The following is a 21,700-nucleotide window of genomic DNA, read 5'->3' as shown; positions in this document are numbered from 1 at the left end:
TCATGAGTAAACCATTGTCTCTTTTTTTCGCGGTCGTCTCGATTATTTTCTTGCTCGCGACCGCTTTCTCGATCAGCCACAATGGATGGTTGACGCTGCTCTTTGCCGTATTGGCGCTCGTTACGACGGGAAGCGGCTTCGTCGTCAAAGCTCGTTTGCGGAAAAAATTACCTTAACGTTTTCTCGGCAGGAAGCCCATAGCGTCCTTCGCGGAGCGTAAAGTTACCTCTGCGACCGCGGAAGCGCGTTCCGCTCCTTCGGCGAGAATCCGATGGATTTCTCCGGAAGCGCGAATGTCCTCGTATTTGCTTTGCAAAGGTTCGAGCGATTGAACGACGACTTCCGCCAAGTCCTTCTTGAAAGCACCGTAGCCTAGACCGTCGTAAGCGGCTTGCACTTGCTCGATCGTCTGACCCGAGCATTGCGCGAAGATCGTCATCAGATTGCTAACCTCCGGCTTGTTTTGAACGTCGTATACGATTTCCCGGCCCAAGTCCGTTTTGGCCCGGGATATTTTTTTGCGGATTTCGTCCGGCGTATCCAGCAGCGTAATGAAGCTGCCCGCATTCGGACTGCTCTTGCTCATTTTTTTCGTGCCGTCCTCAAGGGACATAATGCGCGCGCCGACTTTCGGGATGAAGGGTTCCGGGATGACGAACGTCTCGCCGTAACGGTAGTTGAAGCGTCCGGCCAGATCGCGCGTTAGCTCCAGATGTTGTTTCTGATCGTCTCCGACCGGAACGAGATTCGCGTTATAGAGCAAAATGTCGGCGGCCATGAGCGAAGGATAGACTAACAGGCCCGCTCCCACCGCATCCTTGCCCTCGGATTTGTCTTTGAATTGCGTCATTCGCTCCAGTTCGCCCATATATGTCATCGTCGTTAGCAACCAGCCTAGCTCGGCATGCTCCGGGACATGGGATTGCATGAAGATCGAAGCCTGCGCCGGATCCAGTCCCGCGGCCACGAACAAGGCGGCTACGGCTTCGCTCTGTTCGCGCAGCGCGGCCGGTTCCTGCGGTACGGTAATCGCATGAAGATCGACTACCATGAAGAAGCATTCGTGTTCGTGTTGCAAGGCTACGAAATTTTTCATCGCGCCGATGTAATTGCCTAATGTGAGCTTGCCGCTCGGTTGAATACCGGATAATACGCGTTGTTTTGCCATAGTCGTTTAACCCCTTCGCCTCTGTTTTTTAAACACAAAAAAAGCCTCTCTCCGCAAGGGACGAGAAAGCCGTGGTGCCACCCTTATTCGCATCGCCGCCTCAGATCCATTCATCGGTCGCGATACCTTCGGTTCCGTTAACGGGGAACAGTCGGAGAGCATAGGGCTTGCGCGAAAATCCGAGCTGCTCGCTCCGACCGCGATATGCCGTTTCGCTCTCGGCTCCAAGATCCATTCCGCTAGGCAAGCGTACCGGCTTCCAGCAATCACCGGCTCTCTGGGAGCGCTCCATCCAAGCGTACTTGTTCTCTTCATCGCCGAATATACTTGATTAGTTACTCATTATACCCCTCGCTCGCGGATTGTCAACACGCGAAGTTCTTAAGTTCCGATATCCAAGCATACGTTAGGATAATCGTAATGATTACCGTTTACTAAGGAAGTGATCGATTGTCCAACTTATTCATTCGCCTTGCGAATTGGACCGCGACGGCAGGGTGCGCCATTCTAGTCGTGCTCGTTTTTTTCGGAAGGGATATGTCCCGTTGGAACTTCGATGCCGCTAAAATGCAAACCTTCAAGATTTTATTCCTTAGCATCATCCTTGAAGCTCTCCCTTTCTTATTGATCGGCGTGCTCGTGTCCGCGCTTCTTCAATCGTTCGTGTCGGACAAGCTCATTCGGAAACTGACTCCAAAACACCCGGTTGCGGGCGTATTATTCGGCTCTCTGCTCGGCATTATTCTTCCTCTCTGCGAATGCGGGATGATCCCTATCGTACGCAGGCTCATCCGCAAAGGTCTCCCGGCCTACATAGGAATGATCTATATCGTAGCCGGTCCGATCATTAATCCGATCGTGTTCGGCGCGACCTTCGCGGCTTTCCGGACACATAAAGAGCTTGCGTATTCGCGCTTCTACCTCGCATTTTGCGTCTCGGTCGCGTTAGGATTCATCCTCTACTTTTTCATGAAAAAAGATCCGCTGAAGCCCGAGCGCCAAGAGAAGCCCCCTCATGAGCACGAGCATCACCATCCGCACGCGCACGATCATGTCCATCACGGGCATTCTCGATCCTCAGGAATCGTCAAAAGGCTAGCCGATACTCCCGCCCATGCCGCCGAGGAATTTTTCGACATGGGGAAGTACCTAATTCTCGGCTCTCTCATCACCGCGCTTCTGCAGACTCTAGTCTCACGATCGTCTTTCGCGGCTGTCGCGGATCACGAGCTCTCGTCCCATTTGTTCATGATGGGCTTCGCTTACGCTTTGTCTCTATGCTCCACTTCTGACGCATTCGTCGCTTCCTCGTTCAATAATATGTTTCCTCCCGCCGCGCTGCTGACTTTCCTTGTATTCGGACCTATGCTCGACTTGAAAAACACGCTTATGATGCTTGCCGTCTTTCGCAAGAAATTCGTGCTCAAATTCAGCTTGCTGATCGCGTTGCTCGTGCTGACCGGGTCGATATTGTTCGACCACATGGGAATTATCTAGTGGGAGGCGGCCCGTTATGAATAATCGGCATGTCGTCATGTCCGTCCATTATTTGGCTAGAGCATTATTGCTCGGTTGTTTTGCTTTTTTTATCGTTCATCTCGTCCGGACGGAGCATTTGAATCTATACATAGCCGGTCGCATGCAATTAATCGTCAAGCTGTCGGCTCTCGCGATGTACGCGATCGCGGCGCAGCAGCTTTATGCCTCTTTTCGTAATTGGTCAGACGGGGGCGTCCATGATTCTTCCTGCGATTGCGGCCACGAAATGCCGGCGACATGGGGCAGAAGCTTATTGCTGTACGGCTGGTTCGCTTTGCCGCTGCTAATCGGCTTCACGGTGCCCGACGGCCTTCTCGGAAGCGATCTGGCTACCGCCAAAGGCGTGCAATTCGCTCCTCAGCAGCTGGTCAAGCCGTTGGAAAGCACCGTCGCTGCAGATCTCCTCTTCCCTTCCGACGCATTCACGGAAGTTTATGCCGAGTATGGCAAGCAGCTTGTTAAACGTCCGATCGTTCAAGTTACCGACAAGCGTTTTATCGAGACATTAACGACCCTTGATCTATACCGGACCGCTTTCATCGGCAAAACGATTACGCTCAGCGGGTTCGTCTACCGCGAAGGTTCGATGGAATCCCGACAGTTCGCGGTCGGCCGTTTCGCGATCTCTTGCTGCTCGGCGGATGCTTCGCCTTACGGCATCATGGCCAAGTTCGATAAAGCGAACACGCTCGAAACCGATGATTGGGTTGCCGTAACCGGCACGCTAGGCCTCGCGTCGTACAACGGCATCGAAATCATTCAGATCGACGTTAGCAATGCCGTCAAAATCGAACCTCCGAAAGAGCCTTACGTCTCCCCCGATTTGGATTTCGGAATGGAGTAACATCCCGTCCTGCTTTTATTGGAATCGTTTCCGACAAATGCATAGCCCTGCCAATAAAGTCCATACTACGTTCAAAGGAGGTGAGCGATAGTGGCATCACGTTCGCGCAGCAATTCCCTAGTCGTTCCTCAAGCCGCCCAAGCATTAGAGCAATTGAAGTACGAAATCGCGCAAGAACTCGGCATCCAGCTCCCGAAAGACGGTTATTACGGTCATATGCTGACAAGGGAGACCGGCTCCATCGGCGGTCAAATTACCCGTCGTCTCGTGCAAATGGCAGAACAACAGCTGTCTGGAAAATTCGGGCGCTGATCCATACTTAACCTTGCACGTCAAAAAACCGGCACGCTCCGAAGGAGTTGCCGGTTTTTCGTTATGTACGACCGCTATTCGTTGGAAGCTTCTCTGCGTTCCCGATTCTTAGGCGAGAAACGGAACATGATGTTCGCCATGTTGTAATTCGATTCGAACTGGACACTTAAGTACACTTGACCATGCTTTACTACGAAATCGTAGTTGATTTCCCCATGCGTCCAGTTGCTCTTGTGCTTAAGAGCCTCGATAGCCATTTTCCTTAAACTCAGTACTTGCGGCGCGGACAATCCGGAAGTTCCTTTTTCTTGGGTACCGCAATCCACGGGCAAGTGGCGAATGCCGAACTTGCCGACCGCATCGTCGCGAATTTGCAAAACGATCGTCCCTGCGTTCATTCCCTGAAGTTCATCTCCGAGCCTCTCCAACGCCACTTCTACTTGCCGAGCTAAAGAAACGTGCCCAGAACCCATCATTTTCCTCCTTTGTGCTTACGTTTTTTATTTGCTAGTATTTACCTGTTGCGACTTCGGACTCAGTATAATTGAATATTTTGAAAATTTCAATGATTTTGTCAATTTTTAGCATTTTTTGATGAACGGTTGGAAAAGAAGCCGCGAAATCGCTTCGCCTCAACAACAAAGAAGGGCTGCCCAGGGTTTGTAAATCATCCTGAGCAGCCAGCTTCGGCTCGTATATATCCGTTATCCTTCCGTTATTCCTCGATCAACCGCGCGAACGTCTCGACGTCGGCGACCGCTCTCGCGACCGCGTCTTCCCAGAAGCGAGGCTCGTCGAGCGCGATGCCTAGATGGCGGGAAGCAAGCTGCTCCACCGTCATAATGCCCGTATCCCGCAACAGGCTGTCGTAGCGTTCGCTGAACGAAACGCCTTCCCGTTCCGCGACGGCGACTAATCCGGTACTGAACAAATAGCCGAACGTATACGGGAAATTGTAGAACGGAACGTCCGTAATATAGAAATGCAGCTTGGCCGCCCAAAAATGCGGATGCCAGCTTCCCAACGCGTCGCCGAAGGCTTCCTTCTGCGCGGCGACCATTAGCTCGCTCAGTTCGTCTGCCTCAAGCATACCGGACGCACGGCGGTCGTAGAATCGCGTCTCGAACAAGAAACGCGCGCGAATGTTCATACAGAACGCGACGGCGCGCTGAAGCCGATCGTCCAGCAGGGCAAGCTTATCCTCCTTGCTCTCCGCCCGGCCTAACAGAGCATCGCTTACGAGCGCCTCGGCGAAAGTGGATGCCGTCTCCGCTACGTTCATAGCGTAATCCTGAGCGAACGGCGGAAGCTCCTCGACCAATTCCCCGTGATAAGCATGACCCAATTCATGGGCCAACGTGGACACGTTACCCGGCGTACCCGAATAGGTCATGAAAATCCGGCCTTGGCGGCTGATCGGGAAGCTCGTGCAGAAACCGCCAGGACGCTTGCCGGGACGATCCGCCGCTTCGATCCAGCGTTCTTCGAACGCTTTTCGCGCCAGCTTCGCCATGTTCGGGGAAAATCGCTCGAATGCGTCCGTAATCAAGTGCGAGGCTTCTTCGAATGGGATTTTGGCTTGGCTCGTCGCGATCGGAGCGTCGACGTCATGCCATGCCAGTTTCTCCTTACCGAAGCGTTGCGCCTTTAATTTCAAGTAACGCTTCAATGGTTCGATTCCGCCTTCTACCGCTTTCCACATCGCATCCAAAGTCTCGCGGCTCATCCGGTTGATCCGGAGCGGTTCCCTTATGGGATCGTCCCAGCCTCTCATGCCGTACAGCTTCAGTCGGAATCCCGCTAACCGGTTAAGCGTGTCCGCGGTTAAGTCCGCTTGCCCGGACCAAGCTTCCTCCCATTTGACGGCCATGGCGTCGCGTACGGAAGGATTCGGATCGTCCAGCTTGTTGGCCGCTTGGCCCACGGACAACAGTTTCTCTTCTTGTCCGTTATCGTCATTCCAAGGGATCGAAATTCGGCCGACTATCGTATTGTAATGCTCTCCCCAGCCATGATAACCGTTGACGGCCAACTCGCTAGCAACGGCTTCCAATGCGGGCGGCAGCTTGTCCTTCGCGGAATCGCGTCGTTCATCCAGCGGGAATCGGATTTCCGCCGCCGCGCGCCCGCTCCATTCTTGCCATTCCGAATCCGGCACGGAAGCGAGATTCGCGTCGTATAAGTCCATAGCTTGTTTGAGCTTGGAGGACAACGTTTGAATCCGCTCCGTCCAAGCGACCGCGCGCTTGTCCTTCATGTCCTGCGAGGTAATGCAAGAGACGAACGCATCCGCTTCCCTCAGTCTCGAAACCGCGGTTTGAAGCTTATCCGTCCACTCCGTCAACCGGTCTAGCCCGGCCTCAGAACCGCTGCTATCCTGCAGCTCTTTCAACAAAGAAGTTACGAGTACCTCGGTTTCTCCCACGAATGCCGCATATTGCGGCGAAGCCGAACCGCCGGGAAACAGCGAATCCAAATTCCATCGTAATGCGTTACTCATTCCGTAATCCCTCCGTTTTCATTGCGCTACGCTTATTCTCTGTTGTATGTTAAGAATACGCGAAAGGGGGCTTGAACATGATCCCATTACGTAATTCCCTACCCTACGATATTGTCATGAACGAAGTTTATGCGCAACAATGTCCGTTTTGCGACCGCTCGCACGTGCTTCTGCCCTTAAAACCGGAAGACGTTACCGATATGTACGGAGGACGAAGAAAAATTATGCTCGTATTCCCATGCTGCCACGGAAGCGTTCGGCTCGTCGACGCGGATTCGGATTATTTGCTCGCGAACCGTCCGATTCGACGGTAATCCTATTGCCGTCGATGATAGTTCAAGCCCCGTTTTCCAACATTTCCTCCGGAAGCTCCATTCCCTTGCCCGTCATCTCCTCGCGGATTTGCTGCCATTGCTCGCGAGATGCGCGAATCATGGCGGCATCCGTGATCTTCTTATCGTGAATGACCCGTCCGAACCAACGGACGGCTTCATGATATTCGCCGAGCCGCCTGTACAGTTCCCCGATCAAATACATAAGCTTTGCGTTGCTGATCGAATCCCGCTCCGTCTCGTATACCCTTACGTAAGCATCTCGGGCAAACGAAATAAAACGCCTCTCCTGATCGTGCTTCCCTTCGTAACGATATAGCCAAGCAATATGGTGAAGCAATGCGGCGATAACCCGATCTTTCTCGCCGATCGATTGGGCAGTCAGTAGACTGAGCTTATAACAATCCATGGCGGTAGCCGCGTCGCGTTCTCCCCCGTAGTCCCGGTATTTCCATTGATTGCCCATTTTCTCGAAATAGGCCGCCCGTTGTTTGTCGTTCAGCCGATCCGCGAAATTTTCCGTGGACGAAAATCCGCAATAAGGGCACACCCTCACCACGTAATAATCCGGGTTTACAGACTTAAAATAGCTGCAGAAATCAGTATCCGTTCTGACCGCTTTCTTCAAGCTGGGTCTCACCCGAGACGTCTGAAAGCTTTCCTCGCAACAGATGCAAGTAACTTTAATTTGAAAAAGCGGCTCCACGGTAGTGCCTCCTTATAGGCTTGGCGAGTTATCGGATACGGTATTGACGAAATGATTAGCGGGCCCGGACAATCTCTCGATCGTCAGCTTCTGCAAGGGACCCGGGACGGACGTTTCGGCCAGCGCGCGCGTCATGCAATCCAACCATGCCTCGGCCCTCTCCGGAGTAATCGGGAACGGCAAGTGGCGAGCGCGCATCATCGGATGCCCGTATTCGTCGGAGTAAAGCGGCGGACCGCCCAAAAACTGGGTCAAAAATAAAATCTGTTTCTCCATGACGGGGATTATATCCTCGGGAAACAGAGGGGCTAACAACGGATGCGCTTGAACCTTCGGATAAAATCTACCGACTAGGTCGCGGATGCCCTCCGCTTCGCCAAGCGCTTCGTACAAAGAGTCGTAATTGCTCAAGTCGTACCTCCTACGCCGGATCAAGGGAATTCGAAAGTTCCGTCGACCCGTGTTTTCTTAGCTGTATGCAGGCTTAAAGCCCTACCGGGAATGCCCGGACGAATACGCCCATTATACCACAAAGGGCGGAACGAGACTTTCGAATAAATGCAAAAATCGCCCCTAAGGGGCGATCGAGACCGGACATGCGCCGGAAAGATGAATATCGCATTATACTTCTTCTTCGGGGGTGACCAGGGACTCGCGAATAACATATACGAAAGCGCATACAATTAGGCCTGCAACGATTCCCGCCATTATCATCACTCCACCTTCGAATGAATTTGATGTTGCTTGGTCGTTCATGAACTGTTCTTGTTATGACTAGTTCTATTGTATCACAGCAATGTTTTTAATGTAACCGTTTACAATAAAATAACGCCCAAGATCCTCGGCAAGATTGTCCATGCCGGATCATATAGTGGACAAGAGACTTTATCGACGATCGATTCCGGATTGGATTGGAGCACATCTATTATGGAAATGATTCGGAACTCTCGCGAGCCCAAATCCGATCGTCACGTTCTGGCGACCGTATTCGCGATCGGAGGAATTTCCCTCGTCATCGGTTTCTTGGCCCTGGCGAATCCGCATATCGCCTTAAGCGCCGCATTAAGGGGAGTAGCCGTATGGTGGGATATTTTGTTCCCCGCGCTGTTCCCTTTCTTCGTTATGTCGGAACTTCTTCTAGGATTCGGCATCGTCCATCTCGCCGGGACATTGCTGGATCCGTTCATGCGTCCGCTGTTCCGGTTACCCGGCGTAGGAGGCTTTATCGTCGCTATGGGCTTCGCTTCCGGGTATCCCGTAGGAGCGAAGCTTACCTCGCGTTTGATGGAACAGAAGCTCGTCACCCGCGACCAGGGAGAACGTCTCGTGGCCATGACGACGACCTCCGATCCGATCTTTCTGATCGGCGCCGTCAGCATCGGCTTTTTCGGCAGCCTGCAAGCCGCCCCCGCTCTCGCGGTCGCCCATTACAGCGGGGCGCTCTTGCTCGGATTAGTCGCAGGCTTTCGCTCGCGCGCCTCCGGCGACTTATCGTTAACTCCTCCGAAACCGCCAGGAGGACGACTCCGCGCCGCGCTGCAAGCGATGCATAGAGCCCGAATTGCGGATGGCCGTCCATTCGGCGTCATGCTGCAACAATCCCTGCAATCCTCGCTGACGCTCATCGTGATCGTAGGCGGATTGGTCGTATTTTTCTCCGCCGTGCTTGATCTGCTTTTGCACAGCGGGCTGCTTCTGCTCTTCCGCGACTCGATGGGGGAGCTTCTTCGGCTAATCGGCTTATCTCCTAAGCTCGCCCCGGCTTTTGTCAGCGGAACCTTCGAAGTTACCCTCGGCTCGAAAGCCGCCGCCACAGTGCCGGGTATCCCGTTAGTGGACAGGGTCGCCGTAGCGGCTTTCGTCTTGAGTTGGGCCGGACTGTCCGTGCACGCCCAAGTCGCGGGACTCATGAGCCGTACGGCGTGGCGTTACCTACCCTTCGCGCGGATGAGGCTCGCCCACGGTATTCTGGCCATGGCGATCGTCTACGCGATCTGGCCTTATCTTGGACCTAGCGCCATAACGGGTTCCGCCTCCATTCCTCCTCCGGGGATGAACGCAATGGTACCGGGTTCGCCGCATGCCGTGCTGCTCCCTGCATCTTCGTTCTTTTCTTCCGCGGCATGGTTGCCTTTTACGTTCTTGCTTACGATCGCGATCATTATCGCCGCCGGATCGGTAGCCGCCGCTCTCGCCGCGATTCGACGTGGGCGGTAACGGAGGATTGAATTCGACACCGTTATTGTTTATGATCGAATCAGCTAGAAGTATCAGGGCGAGTCGGAAGGAGCGGCCAGGTTTGAAATACGCATTGCTTGACCGGGGCGACCGATTGTCCCGGGCTTTATCGGAGGAGTTCCGCGCGTTAGCGGCATTGAAAGGTTTCACGCCGAACGAAAGCGACCCGGACATCGTCGTCTCGATCGGAGGAGACGGAACTTTGCTTCAAGCGTTCCATCGGTTCAAATACCAGTTGGACCAAGTCGCTTTTATAGGCGTACATACCGGTCATCTCGGGTTTTACGCGGATTGGAAAAAGGATGAGCTATCCGAACTTGTCGATATCATGGCAACGTCGGAGCCCCGCAAAATTCAGTATCCTCTGCTGCAGGTAGAAATTACTTCCTCGGCCGGAAAATCGATTCATTTGGCTCTTAACGAGTTTTCGTTAAAAAGCGTGGACGGCACGTTAGTCGCGGCGCTCCATATTAACGATGAGCCGTTCGAGACCTTTAGGGGCGACGGCATCGTCATTTCCACCCCGTCCGGAAGTACCGGATACAACAAAAGCCTCGGAGGCGCGGTCATCCACCCTTCCTTGGAAGCCCTGCAGATCGCCGAGATGGCTTCCATTAACAACAGGGTATATCGAACGCTGGGTTCTTCGGTTATTCTCCCGAAGCACCACCATTGCGATATTATTCCCGATCAAGAAGTGAAACTGTTGATCGGGATCGACCATCAAGTCATGAGGATGACCGGCGTCAGTTCCATTACGTGCAAAGTCGCGGAAAGCAAAATCACGTTCGCGAGGCATCGTCCCTTCCCGTTCTGGAATCGCGTACGGGAAGCTTTCATCGACGCGAACTAACGGCAACTCATACGGAAAGGCCATTCCCTCGCAATACGGGGAATGGCCTTTTTCGTTTTGATCTATTCGCTTGATCTTGGAGCGCCTGCCTCCGGCCGAGCGGCTCCTTCCGGGCGAGGACCCGGTTTACCGCCGAATGTCTTGCGGCGCCGGTTCTTGCCGTGCCAGCGGTTGTCGCCGCGCGAAGCGTCTTGACGAGCCTGGTTGGCTTGCGATGAATCCGGTCCGCGTGATTCCGGTTGGCGAGCCTCGATCGGCCGATTTTCGACCGGAGCCCGGGACGCTTGTTGCTCCCCGCCCGACTGGCGAGGACCTCTCGGAGTCGATTGCCTGTTGGAAGCTTGGACGCCATTACCCTGACCGTTCGAGTTAGAACGGCGATCTCCGCCGGAAGATCCGTTGTTATAGGATCGCCCTTGCCGGTTGTTGTGCCCGCCATCCTGCCCCTTGTATGAATTGCCACGCGGTTGCGAAGACGATGCGCCGTTCGATCCGTCGCGTCCCGAGTTAGCGCTTGCATTGCGACGTTCGGCGTCCGCCGCGGCTCTTGCCACCGCGGAAACCGTAATATTAGGCACGCGGGCAGGCCCGCCAGCTCTTTCCTTAAGCGGCCAGCGCATGATCGGCCCGTTACTTAGCGCCGCGGCCGTCTCGGCGGCTTGTTCGCCCGTCTCGCTCATCGCGATAATCGCTTCGGGGGTTTCCTCCTGGGAAATCTCCGCTCCGGGAGGCAAAGCGCTGCTGTCCACTTTGGTAAGCACGAAGTGGGCGCAGCCGAAATTGCAATATTCGTTAATGTAATCGACGAAACTCGAAATCGTGCTTTCCTTGGTCGCCCGCGGATGCCCGTCCCGGTAAAAGCCCCGGAGGCGAAGCTGATTGTAACCCCAGTCCCCGACGATATAGTCGAAACGCTCCAATACTTCGCTGTATCTTTCGCGGAAAGCCTCCGGATTCCATCCGGTCTTATGTTCGTGAACGAGCGAGTATGCGTTGCCTCCAGCCATGAAAATCATGTTAGGCTCTCCTCCCGAAGGATGTTCGTCCTAGCTTCCGCCGATTTTACCTGCTCGTGCGCATGATAAGAACTGCGAACGAACGGCGCGGATTCCACGTGGGAGAAACCGCGTTTCAGCCCTTCGACTTTCAACGCCGCGAATTCGTCCGGATGAACGTAACGGAAGACGTCGATATGGGAAGGCGATGGCTGCAAATATTGTCCCAGAGTCAAGATGTTGCAATCCACGGCGCGGAGGTCGTCCATCGCCTGAATAATTTCTTCGTAGGTTTCCCCCAAGCCGAGCATGATACTCGATTTCGTCGGAATATCGGGTTTCATTTCCTTCGCACGTTGGATAAGCTCTAACGAACGCCGGTACTTGGCTTTGGCGCGAACGCGATTGGACAGCCGTTCGACCGTCTCGATGTTATGGTTCAGAATATCCGGCTCGACGTCCATGACGATCTGCAACGAATTCTTGTCCCCTAAAAAATCGGGGATAAGAACTTCCACGCTGCATAGCGGCATCTTCTTACGGATCGCCTTAACGGTAGCGGCGAAAATCGAAGCGCCCCCGTCTTTCAGGTCGTCTCTAGCCACGGATGTAACTACGCAATGTTTTAATCCCATCTGTTCGGCCGCTTCCGCTACCCGTTCCGGCTCTTGAAGATCGAGCTCGGTGGGAAGCCCCGTCTTCACGGCGCAGAACCGGCATGCCCGGGTACATATATCGCCCAGGATCATAAAGGTCGCGGTACGATTAGCCCAACATTCATATATATTCGGACAGCGCGCTTCTTCGCAAACGGTATGAAGCGTCTTGCTCCTCATGACCTGTTTAAGCTCCTGATAGGGCTCTCCGGTCGTCAATTTGATTTTCAACCAATCGGGTTTGCGCGGTTTGGCGCTTGTCGTCATTGTGATTCCCCTCTTTCCGTCCTTCTTATTATAGCAGGTTTCGGATAAAAACCAATGTTCTGTAAACCCTACTTCTAACAGGCTCATACCAAAGGAGGAGTCACTTTGCAAACCTTTTGGCGAAGATGGCGCGGACGTACGACGCGAATGGCTTGCGTCTCGTCCGCGTTTGTCCTTTTTCTGCTTCCTTTCGACGATCTAGGCGCTATGGCGGCAACGTCGGCGGATAAAAGCGTCGATACCGGGATGTACGAGAAACGCCGCTTGCTTTACGAGTCGATCGCCCTGAAATCGGGGCTGGATTGGCATTTCGTAGCCGCGATCGACCAATACGAACGAACGATGTCCAGAGCCCATCCGAAGACTCGTCCGATTAGCGAGAATGCCGTATCGGGAGTCTACGTTACGGAATCGGATTGGAGCGGCGACTTAAATCCCGAGACTAACGATTCGAATCCGTCGTCGATCCGTTTTTTTCGCGGAATCGGGCGCGACGGATCGGGAGACGGCGTCGCCGATCGTCGCAAAGACGAAGACGCGCTCTTCTCCGTAGCCGCCCAGGTGGCGAAACAAGGCAGCGCCGAGGACGATCTCGCCATCGGACTTTGGGAATACTACCACAATACCCGTGCCGTGCAGCGCGTAATGCAGTTCGTAATGCTTTATCGGCATTTCGATCGCTTGGACTTGTCCGGCAATGCTTTTCCCCTTCCGCTCGAGAGTACGTATTCCTTCCGCAGCACGTGGGGCAATAGTCGAGGCTGGGGCGGCAAACGAATCCATGAAGGAACGGACATCTTCGCCAATTACGGAGTGCCCGTCAAGAGCACGTGTTACGGAGTCGTCGAGATGAAAGGATGGAACGCTTTCGGGGGGTGGCGAATCGGCATTCGGGACTTGAATAACCTGTATCATTATTACGCGCATCTATCCGGCTTCGACAAAAAGATCAAGATGGGAGACATCGTCCGGCCGGGCCAAGTAATCGGGTACGTAGGTAGCTCCGGATACGGTCGACCCGGAACGCAAGGCAAGTTCCCTCCTCATCTTCATTACGGAGTATATAGGGATAGAGGGCTGGTGGAATGGGCTTTCGACCCCTACCCATTACTGCGCCGTTGGGAAAGAGAAGAGCTGAAGTCTCTGAAAGCTTCTAAACATTAATAAAACCGCCCTCCCCGGGGCGGTTTTATTAATGCGGGCTCGCTTGCGGTTGAATCGGCTGGACGGAATCGGCCTGCTCCGGCTTGCCCGGTAACGCGATCGGAGGAGCCAGTGCCGCGCTGTTACCTACGGGATTGCCTTTGCCGTCGTAATAATAGGTCGGCACGTCTCCGACGACTAGCGCATAGGAGAGCGGGATTTTCGTTTCCAGCCTCTCCGCGTCCTGGTCGAACGGAACGACGACCGAAATATCCGTCCTAATCCTTACGTAAACCTCGACAAGCAGCATGTTGATGCCGGCCTCCGATTGCTCGGTCTCCACGTCGACCTTCACCGTGCTGGCCGGATGAAATTTGACCGAAACCGAAGGACCGATCGACGAGATGAACGGGCTATTCAAGGCATGACCGATTGGAATCCGCTCCGGAACGTCTTCGTACCGTTGCAGCGCGTCCGTAACGACTTCGATCGTCTTGGCCGTAATCGCCATTTGCTCTTTGTAGTCGATCTCGAATCCGGTGATTTTGCCGGAATCGTTCGTCTTCCAGCGAATCATCTTGTCGGAGTCGGCATTTTGCGCGAACTCCTTCGATATCGCCGTGTTGATAGCCTCGGTAGCCATCTGATTCACGCGTATTTTGGCAAGGAACATGAGCGGCTTCCGAAGCTCACGGTCCAGAAACATGATGCTCTGGGCGACGATGAACAGTAGGATAGCGGACATGATCAACCAGTAATGGCTACGCTTCATCTTGCGTCTCGGACGTTTGGACGTCCACTTCTTCGCCGGCGCGTAAGCGGTGCTTGGGGCGGACAATCGCCGCGGCCCTCCCCACTTGCGCGGAGAATTCCTTGAAGGAGCGCCTCCGCCGCGAAACAAAACGAAACCTTTGCCCCACTTGCGCGGCAACGGTTTCGGTAGCGAGCCGTTCTTAAAGAACGTGAACTGAAAGCCTCTGCCCCATTTTCTGCGCATCGCCATGCCTCCCCGCGTCAAGCCCGGAGGTTCGTCCCCGGGTTTCCATGGTTCAAGCTTATGCGGCTGCGGGCGGAAAAAGAAGCCGGGCTATCGGTTCATCCAGCCGCCGTCGACGCAGAGAATATGTCCGTTCATGTATTCGGATGAAGAAGATGCCAAGAAAATAGCCGGTCCGATCAAATCCTCGTCCGTCCCCCATCGTCCGGCGGGAATCCGCTCGAGAATTTGCCTGCTTCTCGCGGGATCGTTGCGTAATGCTTCCGTATTGTCGGTGGCCATGTAGCCGGGAGCGATGGCGTTAACCTGTACGCCCTTCGGCGCCCATTCGTTGGCTAACGCTTTGGTTAGACCGGCGACGGCATGTTTGCTCGCCGTATAACCGGGAACGTTAATGCCGCCTTGAAAGCTAAGCATGGACGCGATGTTGATGATTTTGCCGCTCCCCTGCTCGAGCATCCGTTTGCCTGCCAATTGACAGAGGACGAAGACGGAATTCAGATTGACGTCCAATACTTCCTGCCAATCGGCGTAGGCATGATCGGCTGCCGGAGTACGGCGGATAATACCCGCGTTATTCACGAGAATATCCACCCCGCCGAACGCGGACACGGTTTCTTCTATAATTGCCGGCAGCTTCTCTCGATCGGCAACATCCGCCTGAACGATTCTCGCTTGCCCTCCGAGAGCCTCGATCTTGGCCAGCGTCGTTGCCGCGGATGAACGATTCGTTACGAGCACGACGTTCGCCCCCGCTTCGGCGAAACCGACAGCGATCGCCTGTCCCAAGCCCCTGCCCGCTCCCGTGACGATCGCGGTTTTGCCCGTCAAATCAAATCGATTGTTTCTTTGCTCTTTCAATGCGGACCCGACCTCCTTCATATCGCTTTAATGTCTCGTCGGCGAGCCATTCATCCGTAATAAGCACGTCTAATTCATCCAAAGATGCGAAAGTCTGAAGCGCCGCCCTATCGAACTTGCTGTGATCCGCCACTCCGTATATTTCTTTGGCGCCGGACAAGTAGGCTTTCTTCAGATCGAGCAGCTCGCCCGTAAATACAGAAAGTCCGAATTTATCGTGCACGCCCGATGCGGACAGAAATACTTTCTGTACGTTGAGTCGGGTTAGCCAATCGAGCGCGTCGTTACCGATGAGCACGTTTCGATGCCTGTACCCTCCCGGTACGACGAGGCGTACGAGCTCCTTGCCCGTCAACTCCCGGATAATCAATAAATCGTTCGTCACTACGGTTATCGGCGCGTTAGGCAGCTTCTTGGCGATCTCGAGCGTCGTGCTTCCCGCGTCCAGCGCGATAACATCTCCTTCGCGAATATAACGGAGCGCGTACATCGCGATCGCTTCCTTTTCCCGCCCGTGCTTCGTATTCGGAATTTCCAACGGAAACAACGACTCGGACCGATCGCTTCGTTTCATCGCTCCGCCGTGTATTCTGCTAAGAAGCCCTTTTTCCTCAAGCTTCTCCAGATCCTCTCGAATCGTCTTGGGCGTTACCGATAGCATCTCGCTAAGCTCGGACACTTGAACCGTCCCTTGCTTCTCTATGCATTCCAATATCGATTGATGTCTCGTAACGGCTAGCATAATCTTGTTTTCCTCCCGATCTGAATCCCTTTGGCCCGCTTATTTCAATTCGTCCATCCCTACGACATCCATATCCTTGAACGTGTAATTTTCCCCGGCCATCGCCCAGATGAACGCATAACTGCCTGTTCCCGCCCCGGAATGAATAGACCAGCTAGGAGAAATAACCCCCTGCTCGTTCGCAATGACGAGATGTCTCGTTTCTTCCGGCTGCCCCATGAAATGAAAGACGCGCGTGTCCGGTTTCATGTCGAAATACAGATAAGCTTCCATCCGTCGGTCGTGCAGATGAGCGGGCATCGTGTTCCACACGCTTCCCGGCTTAAACAAAGTAACACCCATCATCAATTGACAGCTTTGCACGCCGTTCTCGTGAATAATTTGGTGAATCGTCCGTTCGTTGGACGTTTCGATCGAACCGAGGTTCATCGTGTTCGCTTCCCGTACCGATACTTTCCGCGTCGGATAAACAGCGTGGGCCAGCGAGGAGACGAAATATATTTTGGCGGGATTGCCCGCTTCGCGACTGGATAATTTAATCTGGCGAGCTCCTTTACCTACGTACAAGGTGTCCAATTTCCCGAGCTCATATCGTTCGCCGTCCACCTCGATCGTCGCTTCCCCTCCGATATTCATGAATCCGGCTTCCCGTCGCTCAATAAAATATTCGGTTTTAAGCGCGGCCTCCGTTTCAAGCGTCAACGTTTTGTTTAACGGAATCGCTCCGCCGATAATGACTCTATCTTCGTGCGTATACACCGTCGTAATTTTATCGTCGCGGAAAAGACCTTCGATTAAAAAGTGCTGGCGAAGCTTTGCCGTATCGTATTGTTTAACGTCCGCCGGGTGCGAGCTATGTCTGATTTCCATTCGGATTCTCCTTATGAGTTCGTTTGTTTTGGTTTCATTCTATCACAACAAACAAATTCGAACAATAATGAACCAAGATGCCAAAAAAAAGAACCAACCTGCCTGCCCAGAGCTACTGGCTCCGAGGGTCGATTGGTTCTTGAATCGCTTTCAAGTTAGCCTACGATGATCTCTTGGATCTGCAGCTCTTTTTCTTTGCTGAGATCGAAAAATTCGTCTTCCACTTTGATTAGCGGCTGCTCGATGCATTGGGGATTCAGGTACACGACTTCTCCCTTTCGTCCATCCGTCAGAACGACCTGCTCGCCGATCAAGCGCTTCATAATATTTTCAATAAAAACGGAAACGATCTGAGGATCAAGCTCTCCGAATTTCCCTTGCCTCATTTGGCTAACGATTTCATAAAACGGGATCGGCTCATGATAAGGCCTCTTGGAAGACATTGCATGGAAAATATCGGCGACCGCCACGATGGAACTGAACGGATCGAGTTGTTCTTTCTTTAGTCCAAGCGGGTATCCGGTACCGTCATTGCGCTCGTGATGCTGCAACGCGACATTCGCGATCCGAATATTCAGACCTTTCGTTTCCTTGAGCATTTCATAGCCGTATATCGTATGCTTCTTGATCTCTTGAAATTCTTCCGTCGTAAGCTTACCCGGTTTGTTCAAAATTTCCTTCGGAATTTTCACTTTACCGACGTCATGAAGCACCGCGGCCAGGGATAACATGGATAGCTCAAGATCGTTTAAGCCCATCCATCTTCCGATTAACGTAGCCAAGATTCCCACGCCCACGTTGTGCTGATAGGTATAGTCGTCTTTCGCTTTAACCGTCTCGAACAGTTCGAATAAATTCGGGTTCTTCGAGAGGGAATGGATGGCAGGGAGCACGTCCTTGCGGATTTCCATTAACGGGATTTTGCGCGATGACTTAATCGACTCGAAGAGTTCCTTGGAGATTTCAACCGTCTCATCGGTTAGCTTTCTCGCGGCTAGTTCAGGAGAACTAATCGGCACCTCGGGAATGTCCAACGCAACAGCAATAGACTCCATGCTGATTTTGTGGTTTATCATTAATCTTACTGCATCGCGATCAATTACGGTTTGTGCGGGAATTATGGTAACGCCTCGCGAGTTAGAAATATCGTTTAGGACTAGCTTCCCTAGAAACCGTTCCATAATCTACCTCCGGTGGAATGATTAACATTTCCAGTGTACCACAACGAATTTCCTAGGGAAGTGTAGGAAGTCGCGCTACTTTAGTTGCTAAAACGGGACTATTTAACTACATTAACAAGCAGAAACAGCTAAAAAAGCGCCCTCGGGATATCCCGGGGACGCTTGTCCTTTTAATCGGTTTATTCGATAAAACGATAAGTTATTCGTTCATTTCTGCCATACGTCCCCGTATTCCGCATGCCGTTTGAACTGTGCCAACGCATAGGAGCACGTTGGAATAATCCGTTTGTCCTGCTTTCTTGCGTCATCCACGACTAATCGAAGCAGGTCCCGGGCGATATGTCCTCCGCGATATCGGGAGGCGATACGTCTTATTGTCCCCGTTGCCGCTGAGCCTCGAAAAGAAGCACCGTTGCCGCCATGGCGACGTTAAGGGATTCCGCGCGACCGGTCATGGGAATAATTACATTCGCATGCGCTAATACGCTTACTTGCTCGGACATGCCGCTCCCTTCGTTGCCGAAGATAAGCCAAACGTTGCTCTCGCGAAAATCGTAGTCATAGCAAGACTTCGCGGCTTGCAGACTTGTCCCAACTATTGAGACTCCTCGAGCGGAAGCTTGGGGCAGCAATGTCGTTAAGTCCGCTTCCAGAACGGGGACATGGAATAGCGCGCCCATCGTCGAGCGAATCGTCTTCGGATTGTATAAGTCGACCGTTCCTTTGCCTAGAACGACGGCAGTCGCCCCGCTAGCAGCGGCGCTTCTGACAATCGTGCCGACGTTGCCGGGGTCCTGCACGCCGTCGAGGACGGCCACAAGCCCGCTCTCCGCACCGAATAGCGACTCCGCGCTGGGGGGCTTCTTGAGCGCGATCGCGAAGATCGGCTGAGGCGTGCCCGTCTCGCTGCACTTCGCGATAATCTCGGGCGAGACAGGGAACCAAGGAACGTCGGATCCCTCTTCGTTCATTTCTTCATCGTCCATGAAAGACTCGAATTGATCGAGAACTTCCGAACCTTCGTCGAAGGCGATCGCTTCCAATGGCCAACCGGCAGCCAATGCTTCCTGCACGAGGTGAACGCCTTCCAGCAGGAACTTGCCTTCCCGTTCCCGATGCTTGCGTTCCAGCAGCTTGGCCCAAGCTTTCACGCGCGGGTTGTCTAACGAGCCTATGTATCCTTTAAGGTTCCGCATGCGCTTGCTCCAATTTGGTTAATTGATCATTCTTGCCGACGATAACAAGCACATCGTCCCGAATGAGAGGCTCGTCCGCCCGGGGAGTAATGTTCATCTCTCCGTCGCGCTTTACGGCGAGAACGTTGCAATTGTATTTCAGCCGGATATCGAGCTGCTTCAAGTTTTTGCCGACCATCGAAGAAGGAAGCTTCATTTCAACGATACTATAATCGACGGACAGCTCGATATGCTCGAGAATATTCGGCGAGATCAGATGATGCGCAACCCGCAGTCCCATATCCCGCTCGGGGAAAACGACTTTATCGGCACCGATTTTATTGAGCACTTTTCCGTGGAGGTCGTTCTGAGCTTTCACGATAATAGATGGTACTCCCAAGTCCTTTAAGATTAACGTCGTTAGAATGCTCGACTGAATATCTTGCCCGATAGCGACGACGACGACGTCGAAATTACGGATTCCGAGCGCGCTCATCGCCTCTTCGTCCGTGGAGTCGGCAATGACGGCATGCGTTACGTAATGGGCGACATCCTGCACGCGTTGGGCGTTATCGTCGACGGCCAGCACTTCGTAGCCTAACTCCGCCAAATATTTGGCGACGTTCGATCCGAACCGTCCTAATCCGATGATGGCGAATTGCTTTTTAGCTTTTTTGGCGTAGGCTTTCTTGGTCACGATGGACATCCTCCTCACGATAATCGACCGAAATAATTCCTCAAGGTCATAATTATAACATAATCCCAAACGGGCATAACCGCTGGGCCGACAGGGAAATCTACACGGGAAGTTCCCCTTTAAGAGGAGGCTACATCCGTGGAATTGAATTTACGGCAAGCAATCGTTCAGCGCGTGCAGGGCAACAGCGAAGATGAGCTCGCCGAGGTCATCGAAAGCTCGATAGGCGGCGAAGAGATGGCCTTGCCGGGCATCGGCGTATTATTCGAGATCATCTGGCAGGGCAGCACCGCCGCCGCTCGCAAGAAGATGGCCAACGTTCTTCATAAGAAACTAAGCGAACAATCCGCGGTCAAATAAAATCTTGAGACGCGTGAACGACCGTTCCGCCGACAAGCGTATATTTCACGAGAGGATTGCCGCGAACTTTGCGCACGACGATGAGATCGGCTTTCTTGCCAACGACGATCGAACCGACTTCAGAAGAGCGTCCCAACGCTTGCGCGGGGTTGATCGTGGCCATGGCCACCGCCTTGTGAAGCGGAATTCCATCGTTCTCCAACAGGAAAATAGAATGTAACAACGATGCGGGATGGTAGTCGGAGCATAGGATGTCCGCCACGCCATCCCTTATCGCGTCCACGGCCTTCAGATTACCGTCGTGCGATCCTCCCCGTACGATATTGGGGGCGCCGACGCATACGCCCATTCCTTTGGAGTGCGCGTATTTTGCCGTTTCAAGGCTAAGGGGAAATTCGGACACCGTCGCCCAAAAACCCAAAGATCGATCTACGGCTTCTCGGCTGTCGTCGTCGTGAGAGGCAACGGCGATTCCGCGACCGCGGGCTTCCGCCGTTAAATCCTTCAACTTGCTCCAATCGACCCGGCTCCGCCGTTGTTCCAGTTCTTCCACGATCGCGGCTACTTCTTCCAATCCGACGCCTTGATTTTTCATTACGTACCGCTCGAACGCCCCCGGACGATGATATTGGCCTTGTCCCGGAGCATGATCCATTAACGACAAATAATCGAGCAATCCTTCTTCCATCAAGCCTCTCGCGAGATCGAATCCCGTCAAGTGAGAAACTTCGTAGCGCAGATGGACGCCATGCCGAATCATCGCCCTCTCCGCGCGAAGCTCGGCGATTAATCTTACCATTTGCGAGACAAGATGTTCTCCCCTGAGGCTCAATCCCACCCCAAGCGACAAGGAATGCAACATCGTCGTAATCCCATGCCCGGCCAGCTTGCGTTCGAATTGAAGAAATGCCATGTCTAACGGAAAAAGGGTATTCGGCCGCGGCTCCACTTCCTTCTCGATCGCGTCGCAATGAATATCGATCAGTCCCGGCAGCACCCACGAGCCCTCCGCGTCGATAATCCGATCATCCGAGAGCTTCCGTTCGGAAACGTTCGTTGCTTCTATCCCGGCGATTCGGCCGTCCTCTATCCTCAGATCGCCTTTAATGACGCCATCCGGAAGAACGATCCATCCGCCTCTTATTGTCGTAAAGTCCCCCATGAACGTATCCGCCGCCCTCTTCGGTAAAGTTTGTCTCTCTATTTTACAACAAGGGATTCCCCGCGCCAAACGAACTCTTTACCCGACAAAAAACCGATCCCC

26 protein-coding genes are annotated in these 21,700 nt (G+C 53.4%); 9 read left to right on the top strand and 17 right to left on the bottom strand.

Features of this window, described 5'->3' with window-relative positions; genetic code table 11:
* Positions 1 to 2 precede the first annotated feature (2 nt).
* Positions 3 to 176: a DUF5325 family protein gene (locus tag D7Z26_RS27250; RefSeq protein WP_158602204.1), complete on the top strand. Its 174-nt coding sequence runs from the start codon at positions 3 to 5 to the stop codon at positions 174 to 176.
* On the opposite strand, the gene trpS is transcribed toward D7Z26_RS27250, so the two are convergent.
* Both trpS and D7Z26_RS27245 read right to left on the bottom strand, forming a co-directional pair.
* Entirely contained in the window at positions 173 to 1,168 is a 996-nt protein-coding gene (gene trpS, locus D7Z26_RS05570; RefSeq protein WP_120975086.1) for a tryptophan--tRNA ligase, read from the bottom strand. The genes D7Z26_RS27250 and trpS overlap by 4 nt on opposite strands.
* 100 nt (positions 1,169 to 1,268) lie before the next feature.
* On the bottom strand, positions 1,269 to 1,415 hold the full coding sequence (locus D7Z26_RS27245; RefSeq protein WP_158602203.1) for a hypothetical protein: 147 nt from the start codon (positions 1,413 to 1,415) through the stop codon (positions 1,269 to 1,271).
* Positions 1,416 to 1,618: 203 nt separating this feature from the next.
* On the opposite strand from D7Z26_RS27245, the gene D7Z26_RS05560 reads away from it, so the two are divergent.
* From D7Z26_RS05560 to D7Z26_RS05550, 3 genes are all read left to right on the top strand, one after another.
* Positions 1,619 to 2,665 carry a permease gene (locus tag D7Z26_RS05560; RefSeq protein ID WP_233566653.1) on the top strand — a complete coding sequence of 349 codons (1,047 nt, stop codon included), beginning with the start codon at positions 1,619 to 1,621 and terminating at the stop codon, positions 2,663 to 2,665.
* A gap of 16 nt (positions 2,666 to 2,681) precedes the next feature.
* The gene (locus D7Z26_RS05555; protein ID WP_120975084.1) at positions 2,682 to 3,551 is read left to right on the top strand and encodes a TIGR03943 family putative permease subunit; all 870 of its coding nucleotides are present in this window, start codon (positions 2,682 to 2,684) and stop codon (positions 3,549 to 3,551) included.
* Between the two features lie 87 nt (positions 3,552 to 3,638).
* Positions 3,639 to 3,863: an alpha/beta-type small acid-soluble spore protein gene (locus D7Z26_RS05550; protein ID WP_120975083.1), complete on the top strand. Its 225-nt coding sequence runs from the start codon at positions 3,639 to 3,641 to the stop codon at positions 3,861 to 3,863.
* A gap of 74 nt (positions 3,864 to 3,937) precedes the next feature.
* Here D7Z26_RS05550 and D7Z26_RS05545 read toward each other — a convergent pair whose 3' ends face one another.
* Positions 3,938 to 4,336 (bottom strand): O-methyltransferase, encoded by a 399-nt coding sequence (locus D7Z26_RS05545; protein ID WP_120975082.1) that lies wholly within the window; start codon positions 4,334 to 4,336, stop codon positions 3,938 to 3,940.
* A gap of 242 nt (positions 4,337 to 4,578) precedes the next feature.
* Positions 4,579 to 6,363 carry a M3 family oligoendopeptidase gene (locus D7Z26_RS05540; protein WP_120975081.1) on the bottom strand — a complete coding sequence of 595 codons (1,785 nt, stop codon included), beginning with the start codon at positions 6,361 to 6,363 and terminating at the stop codon, positions 4,579 to 4,581.
* Positions 6,364 to 6,440: 77 nt separating this feature from the next.
* Here D7Z26_RS05540 and D7Z26_RS05535 point away from each other — a divergent pair, with 77 nt between their 5' ends.
* Entirely contained in the window at positions 6,441 to 6,677 is a 237-nt protein-coding gene (locus D7Z26_RS05535; protein ID WP_120975080.1) for a hypothetical protein, read from the top strand.
* 22 nt (positions 6,678 to 6,699) lie between these two features.
* Here the strand turns inward: D7Z26_RS05535 and D7Z26_RS05530 are convergent, their stop codons facing one another.
* Together D7Z26_RS05530 and D7Z26_RS05525 are read right to left on the bottom strand one after the other, a co-directional pair.
* Positions 6,700 to 7,401 carry a DUF2225 domain-containing protein gene (locus D7Z26_RS05530; protein WP_120975079.1) on the bottom strand — a complete coding sequence of 234 codons (702 nt, stop codon included), beginning with the start codon at positions 7,399 to 7,401 and terminating at the stop codon, positions 6,700 to 6,702.
* A 12-nt stretch (positions 7,402 to 7,413) separates the two neighbouring features.
* Positions 7,414 to 7,812 carry a globin domain-containing protein gene (locus D7Z26_RS05525; protein ID WP_120975078.1) on the bottom strand — a complete coding sequence of 133 codons (399 nt, stop codon included), beginning with the start codon at positions 7,810 to 7,812 and terminating at the stop codon, positions 7,414 to 7,416.
* Positions 7,813 to 8,328: 516 nt separating this feature from the next.
* On the opposite strand from D7Z26_RS05525, the gene D7Z26_RS05520 reads away from it, so the two are divergent.
* Together D7Z26_RS05520 and D7Z26_RS05515 are read left to right on the top strand one after the other, a co-directional pair.
* Positions 8,329 to 9,618, top strand: coding sequence for a nucleoside recognition domain-containing protein (locus D7Z26_RS05520; protein WP_233566649.1), 1,290 nt, complete (start codon positions 8,329 to 8,331; stop codon positions 9,616 to 9,618).
* 82 nt (positions 9,619 to 9,700) lie between these two features.
* Positions 9,701 to 10,492, top strand: a complete 792-nt coding sequence (locus D7Z26_RS05515; protein WP_120975077.1) for an NAD kinase — start codon at positions 9,701 to 9,703, stop codon at positions 10,490 to 10,492.
* A 62-nt stretch (positions 10,493 to 10,554) separates the two neighbouring features.
* Here the strand turns inward: D7Z26_RS05515 and D7Z26_RS05510 are convergent, their stop codons facing one another.
* Together D7Z26_RS05510 and lipA are read right to left on the bottom strand one after the other, a co-directional pair.
* A complete protein-coding gene (locus tag D7Z26_RS05510; RefSeq protein WP_120975076.1) occupies positions 10,555 to 11,508 on the bottom strand; it encodes a YutD-like domain-containing protein in 954 nt (317 codons plus the stop codon).
* Positions 11,505 to 12,497, bottom strand: a complete 993-nt coding sequence (lipA, locus tag D7Z26_RS05505; protein ID WP_325050430.1) for a lipoyl synthase — start codon at positions 12,495 to 12,497, stop codon at positions 11,505 to 11,507. Before lipA ends, D7Z26_RS05510 begins: the two co-directional genes overlap by 4 nt.
* A 60-nt stretch (positions 12,498 to 12,557) precedes the next feature.
* Between lipA and D7Z26_RS05500 the strand changes: the two genes are divergently transcribed.
* On the top strand, positions 12,558 to 13,574 hold the full coding sequence (locus D7Z26_RS05500; protein ID WP_120975275.1) for a M23 family metallopeptidase: 1,017 nt from the start codon (positions 12,558 to 12,560) through the stop codon (positions 13,572 to 13,574).
* 28 nt (positions 13,575 to 13,602) lie between these two features.
* Here the strand turns inward: D7Z26_RS05500 and yunB are convergent, their stop codons facing one another.
* The 8 genes from yunB to D7Z26_RS05460 form a co-directional block, all read right to left on the bottom strand.
* The gene (gene yunB / locus D7Z26_RS05495) at positions 13,603 to 14,550 is read right to left on the bottom strand and encodes a sporulation protein YunB (protein ID WP_120975074.1); all 948 of its coding nucleotides are present in this window, start codon (positions 14,548 to 14,550) and stop codon (positions 13,603 to 13,605) included.
* Positions 14,551 to 14,640: 90 nt separating this feature from the next.
* Complete coding sequence (kduD, locus tag D7Z26_RS05490; RefSeq protein ID WP_407643486.1) at positions 14,641 to 15,411, bottom strand: 2-dehydro-3-deoxy-D-gluconate 5-dehydrogenase KduD; 771 nt, start codon at positions 15,409 to 15,411, stop codon at positions 14,641 to 14,643.
* Positions 15,383 to 16,153: a DeoR/GlpR family DNA-binding transcription regulator gene (locus tag D7Z26_RS05485; RefSeq protein ID WP_120975072.1), complete on the bottom strand. Its 771-nt coding sequence runs from the start codon at positions 16,151 to 16,153 to the stop codon at positions 15,383 to 15,385. The genes kduD and D7Z26_RS05485 overlap by 29 nt, the downstream gene beginning before the upstream one ends.
* Positions 16,154 to 16,192: 39 nt before the next feature.
* A complete protein-coding gene (gene kduI / locus D7Z26_RS05480) occupies positions 16,193 to 17,023 on the bottom strand; it encodes a 5-dehydro-4-deoxy-D-glucuronate isomerase (RefSeq protein ID WP_120975071.1) in 831 nt (276 codons plus the stop codon).
* A gap of 155 nt (positions 17,024 to 17,178) precedes the next feature.
* On the bottom strand, positions 17,179 to 18,204 hold the full coding sequence (locus tag D7Z26_RS05475) for an HD-GYP domain-containing protein (protein ID WP_120975070.1): 1,026 nt from the start codon (positions 18,202 to 18,204) through the stop codon (positions 17,179 to 17,181).
* A gap of 207 nt (positions 18,205 to 18,411) precedes the next feature.
* Entirely contained in the window at positions 18,412 to 18,570 is a 159-nt protein-coding gene (locus D7Z26_RS28065; protein ID WP_407643488.1) for an N-acetyltransferase, read from the bottom strand.
* Between the two features lie 5 nt (positions 18,571 to 18,575).
* Positions 18,576 to 19,400, bottom strand: a complete 825-nt coding sequence (locus tag D7Z26_RS05465) for a TrmH family RNA methyltransferase (RefSeq protein ID WP_120975068.1) — start codon at positions 19,398 to 19,400, stop codon at positions 18,576 to 18,578.
* Positions 19,387 to 20,076 (bottom strand): potassium channel family protein, encoded by a 690-nt coding sequence (locus D7Z26_RS05460; RefSeq protein WP_233566648.1) that lies wholly within the window; start codon positions 20,074 to 20,076, stop codon positions 19,387 to 19,389. Before D7Z26_RS05460 ends, D7Z26_RS05465 begins: the two co-directional genes overlap by 14 nt.
* A 138-nt stretch (positions 20,077 to 20,214) precedes the next feature.
* Here D7Z26_RS05460 and sspI point away from each other — a divergent pair, with 138 nt between their 5' ends.
* Positions 20,215 to 20,436 (top strand): small acid-soluble spore protein SspI, encoded by a 222-nt coding sequence (sspI, locus tag D7Z26_RS05455; protein ID WP_120975066.1) that lies wholly within the window; start codon positions 20,215 to 20,217, stop codon positions 20,434 to 20,436.
* Here the strand turns inward: sspI and D7Z26_RS05450 are convergent.
* Positions 20,429 to 21,598: an alpha-D-ribose 1-methylphosphonate 5-triphosphate diphosphatase gene (locus D7Z26_RS05450; RefSeq protein ID WP_120975065.1), complete on the bottom strand. Its 1,170-nt coding sequence runs from the start codon at positions 21,596 to 21,598 to the stop codon at positions 20,429 to 20,431. The genes sspI and D7Z26_RS05450 overlap by 8 nt on opposite strands.
* Positions 21,599 to 21,700: the final 102 nt, after the last annotated feature.

The organism is Cohnella endophytica (genome assembly GCF_003628305.1).
Classification (GTDB): Bacteria; Bacillota; Bacilli; order Paenibacillales; family Paenibacillaceae; genus Cohnella; species Cohnella endophytica.
Note: the sequence above shows the minus strand (reverse complement) of the source record. Positions and strands in the feature narration are given on the sequence as shown.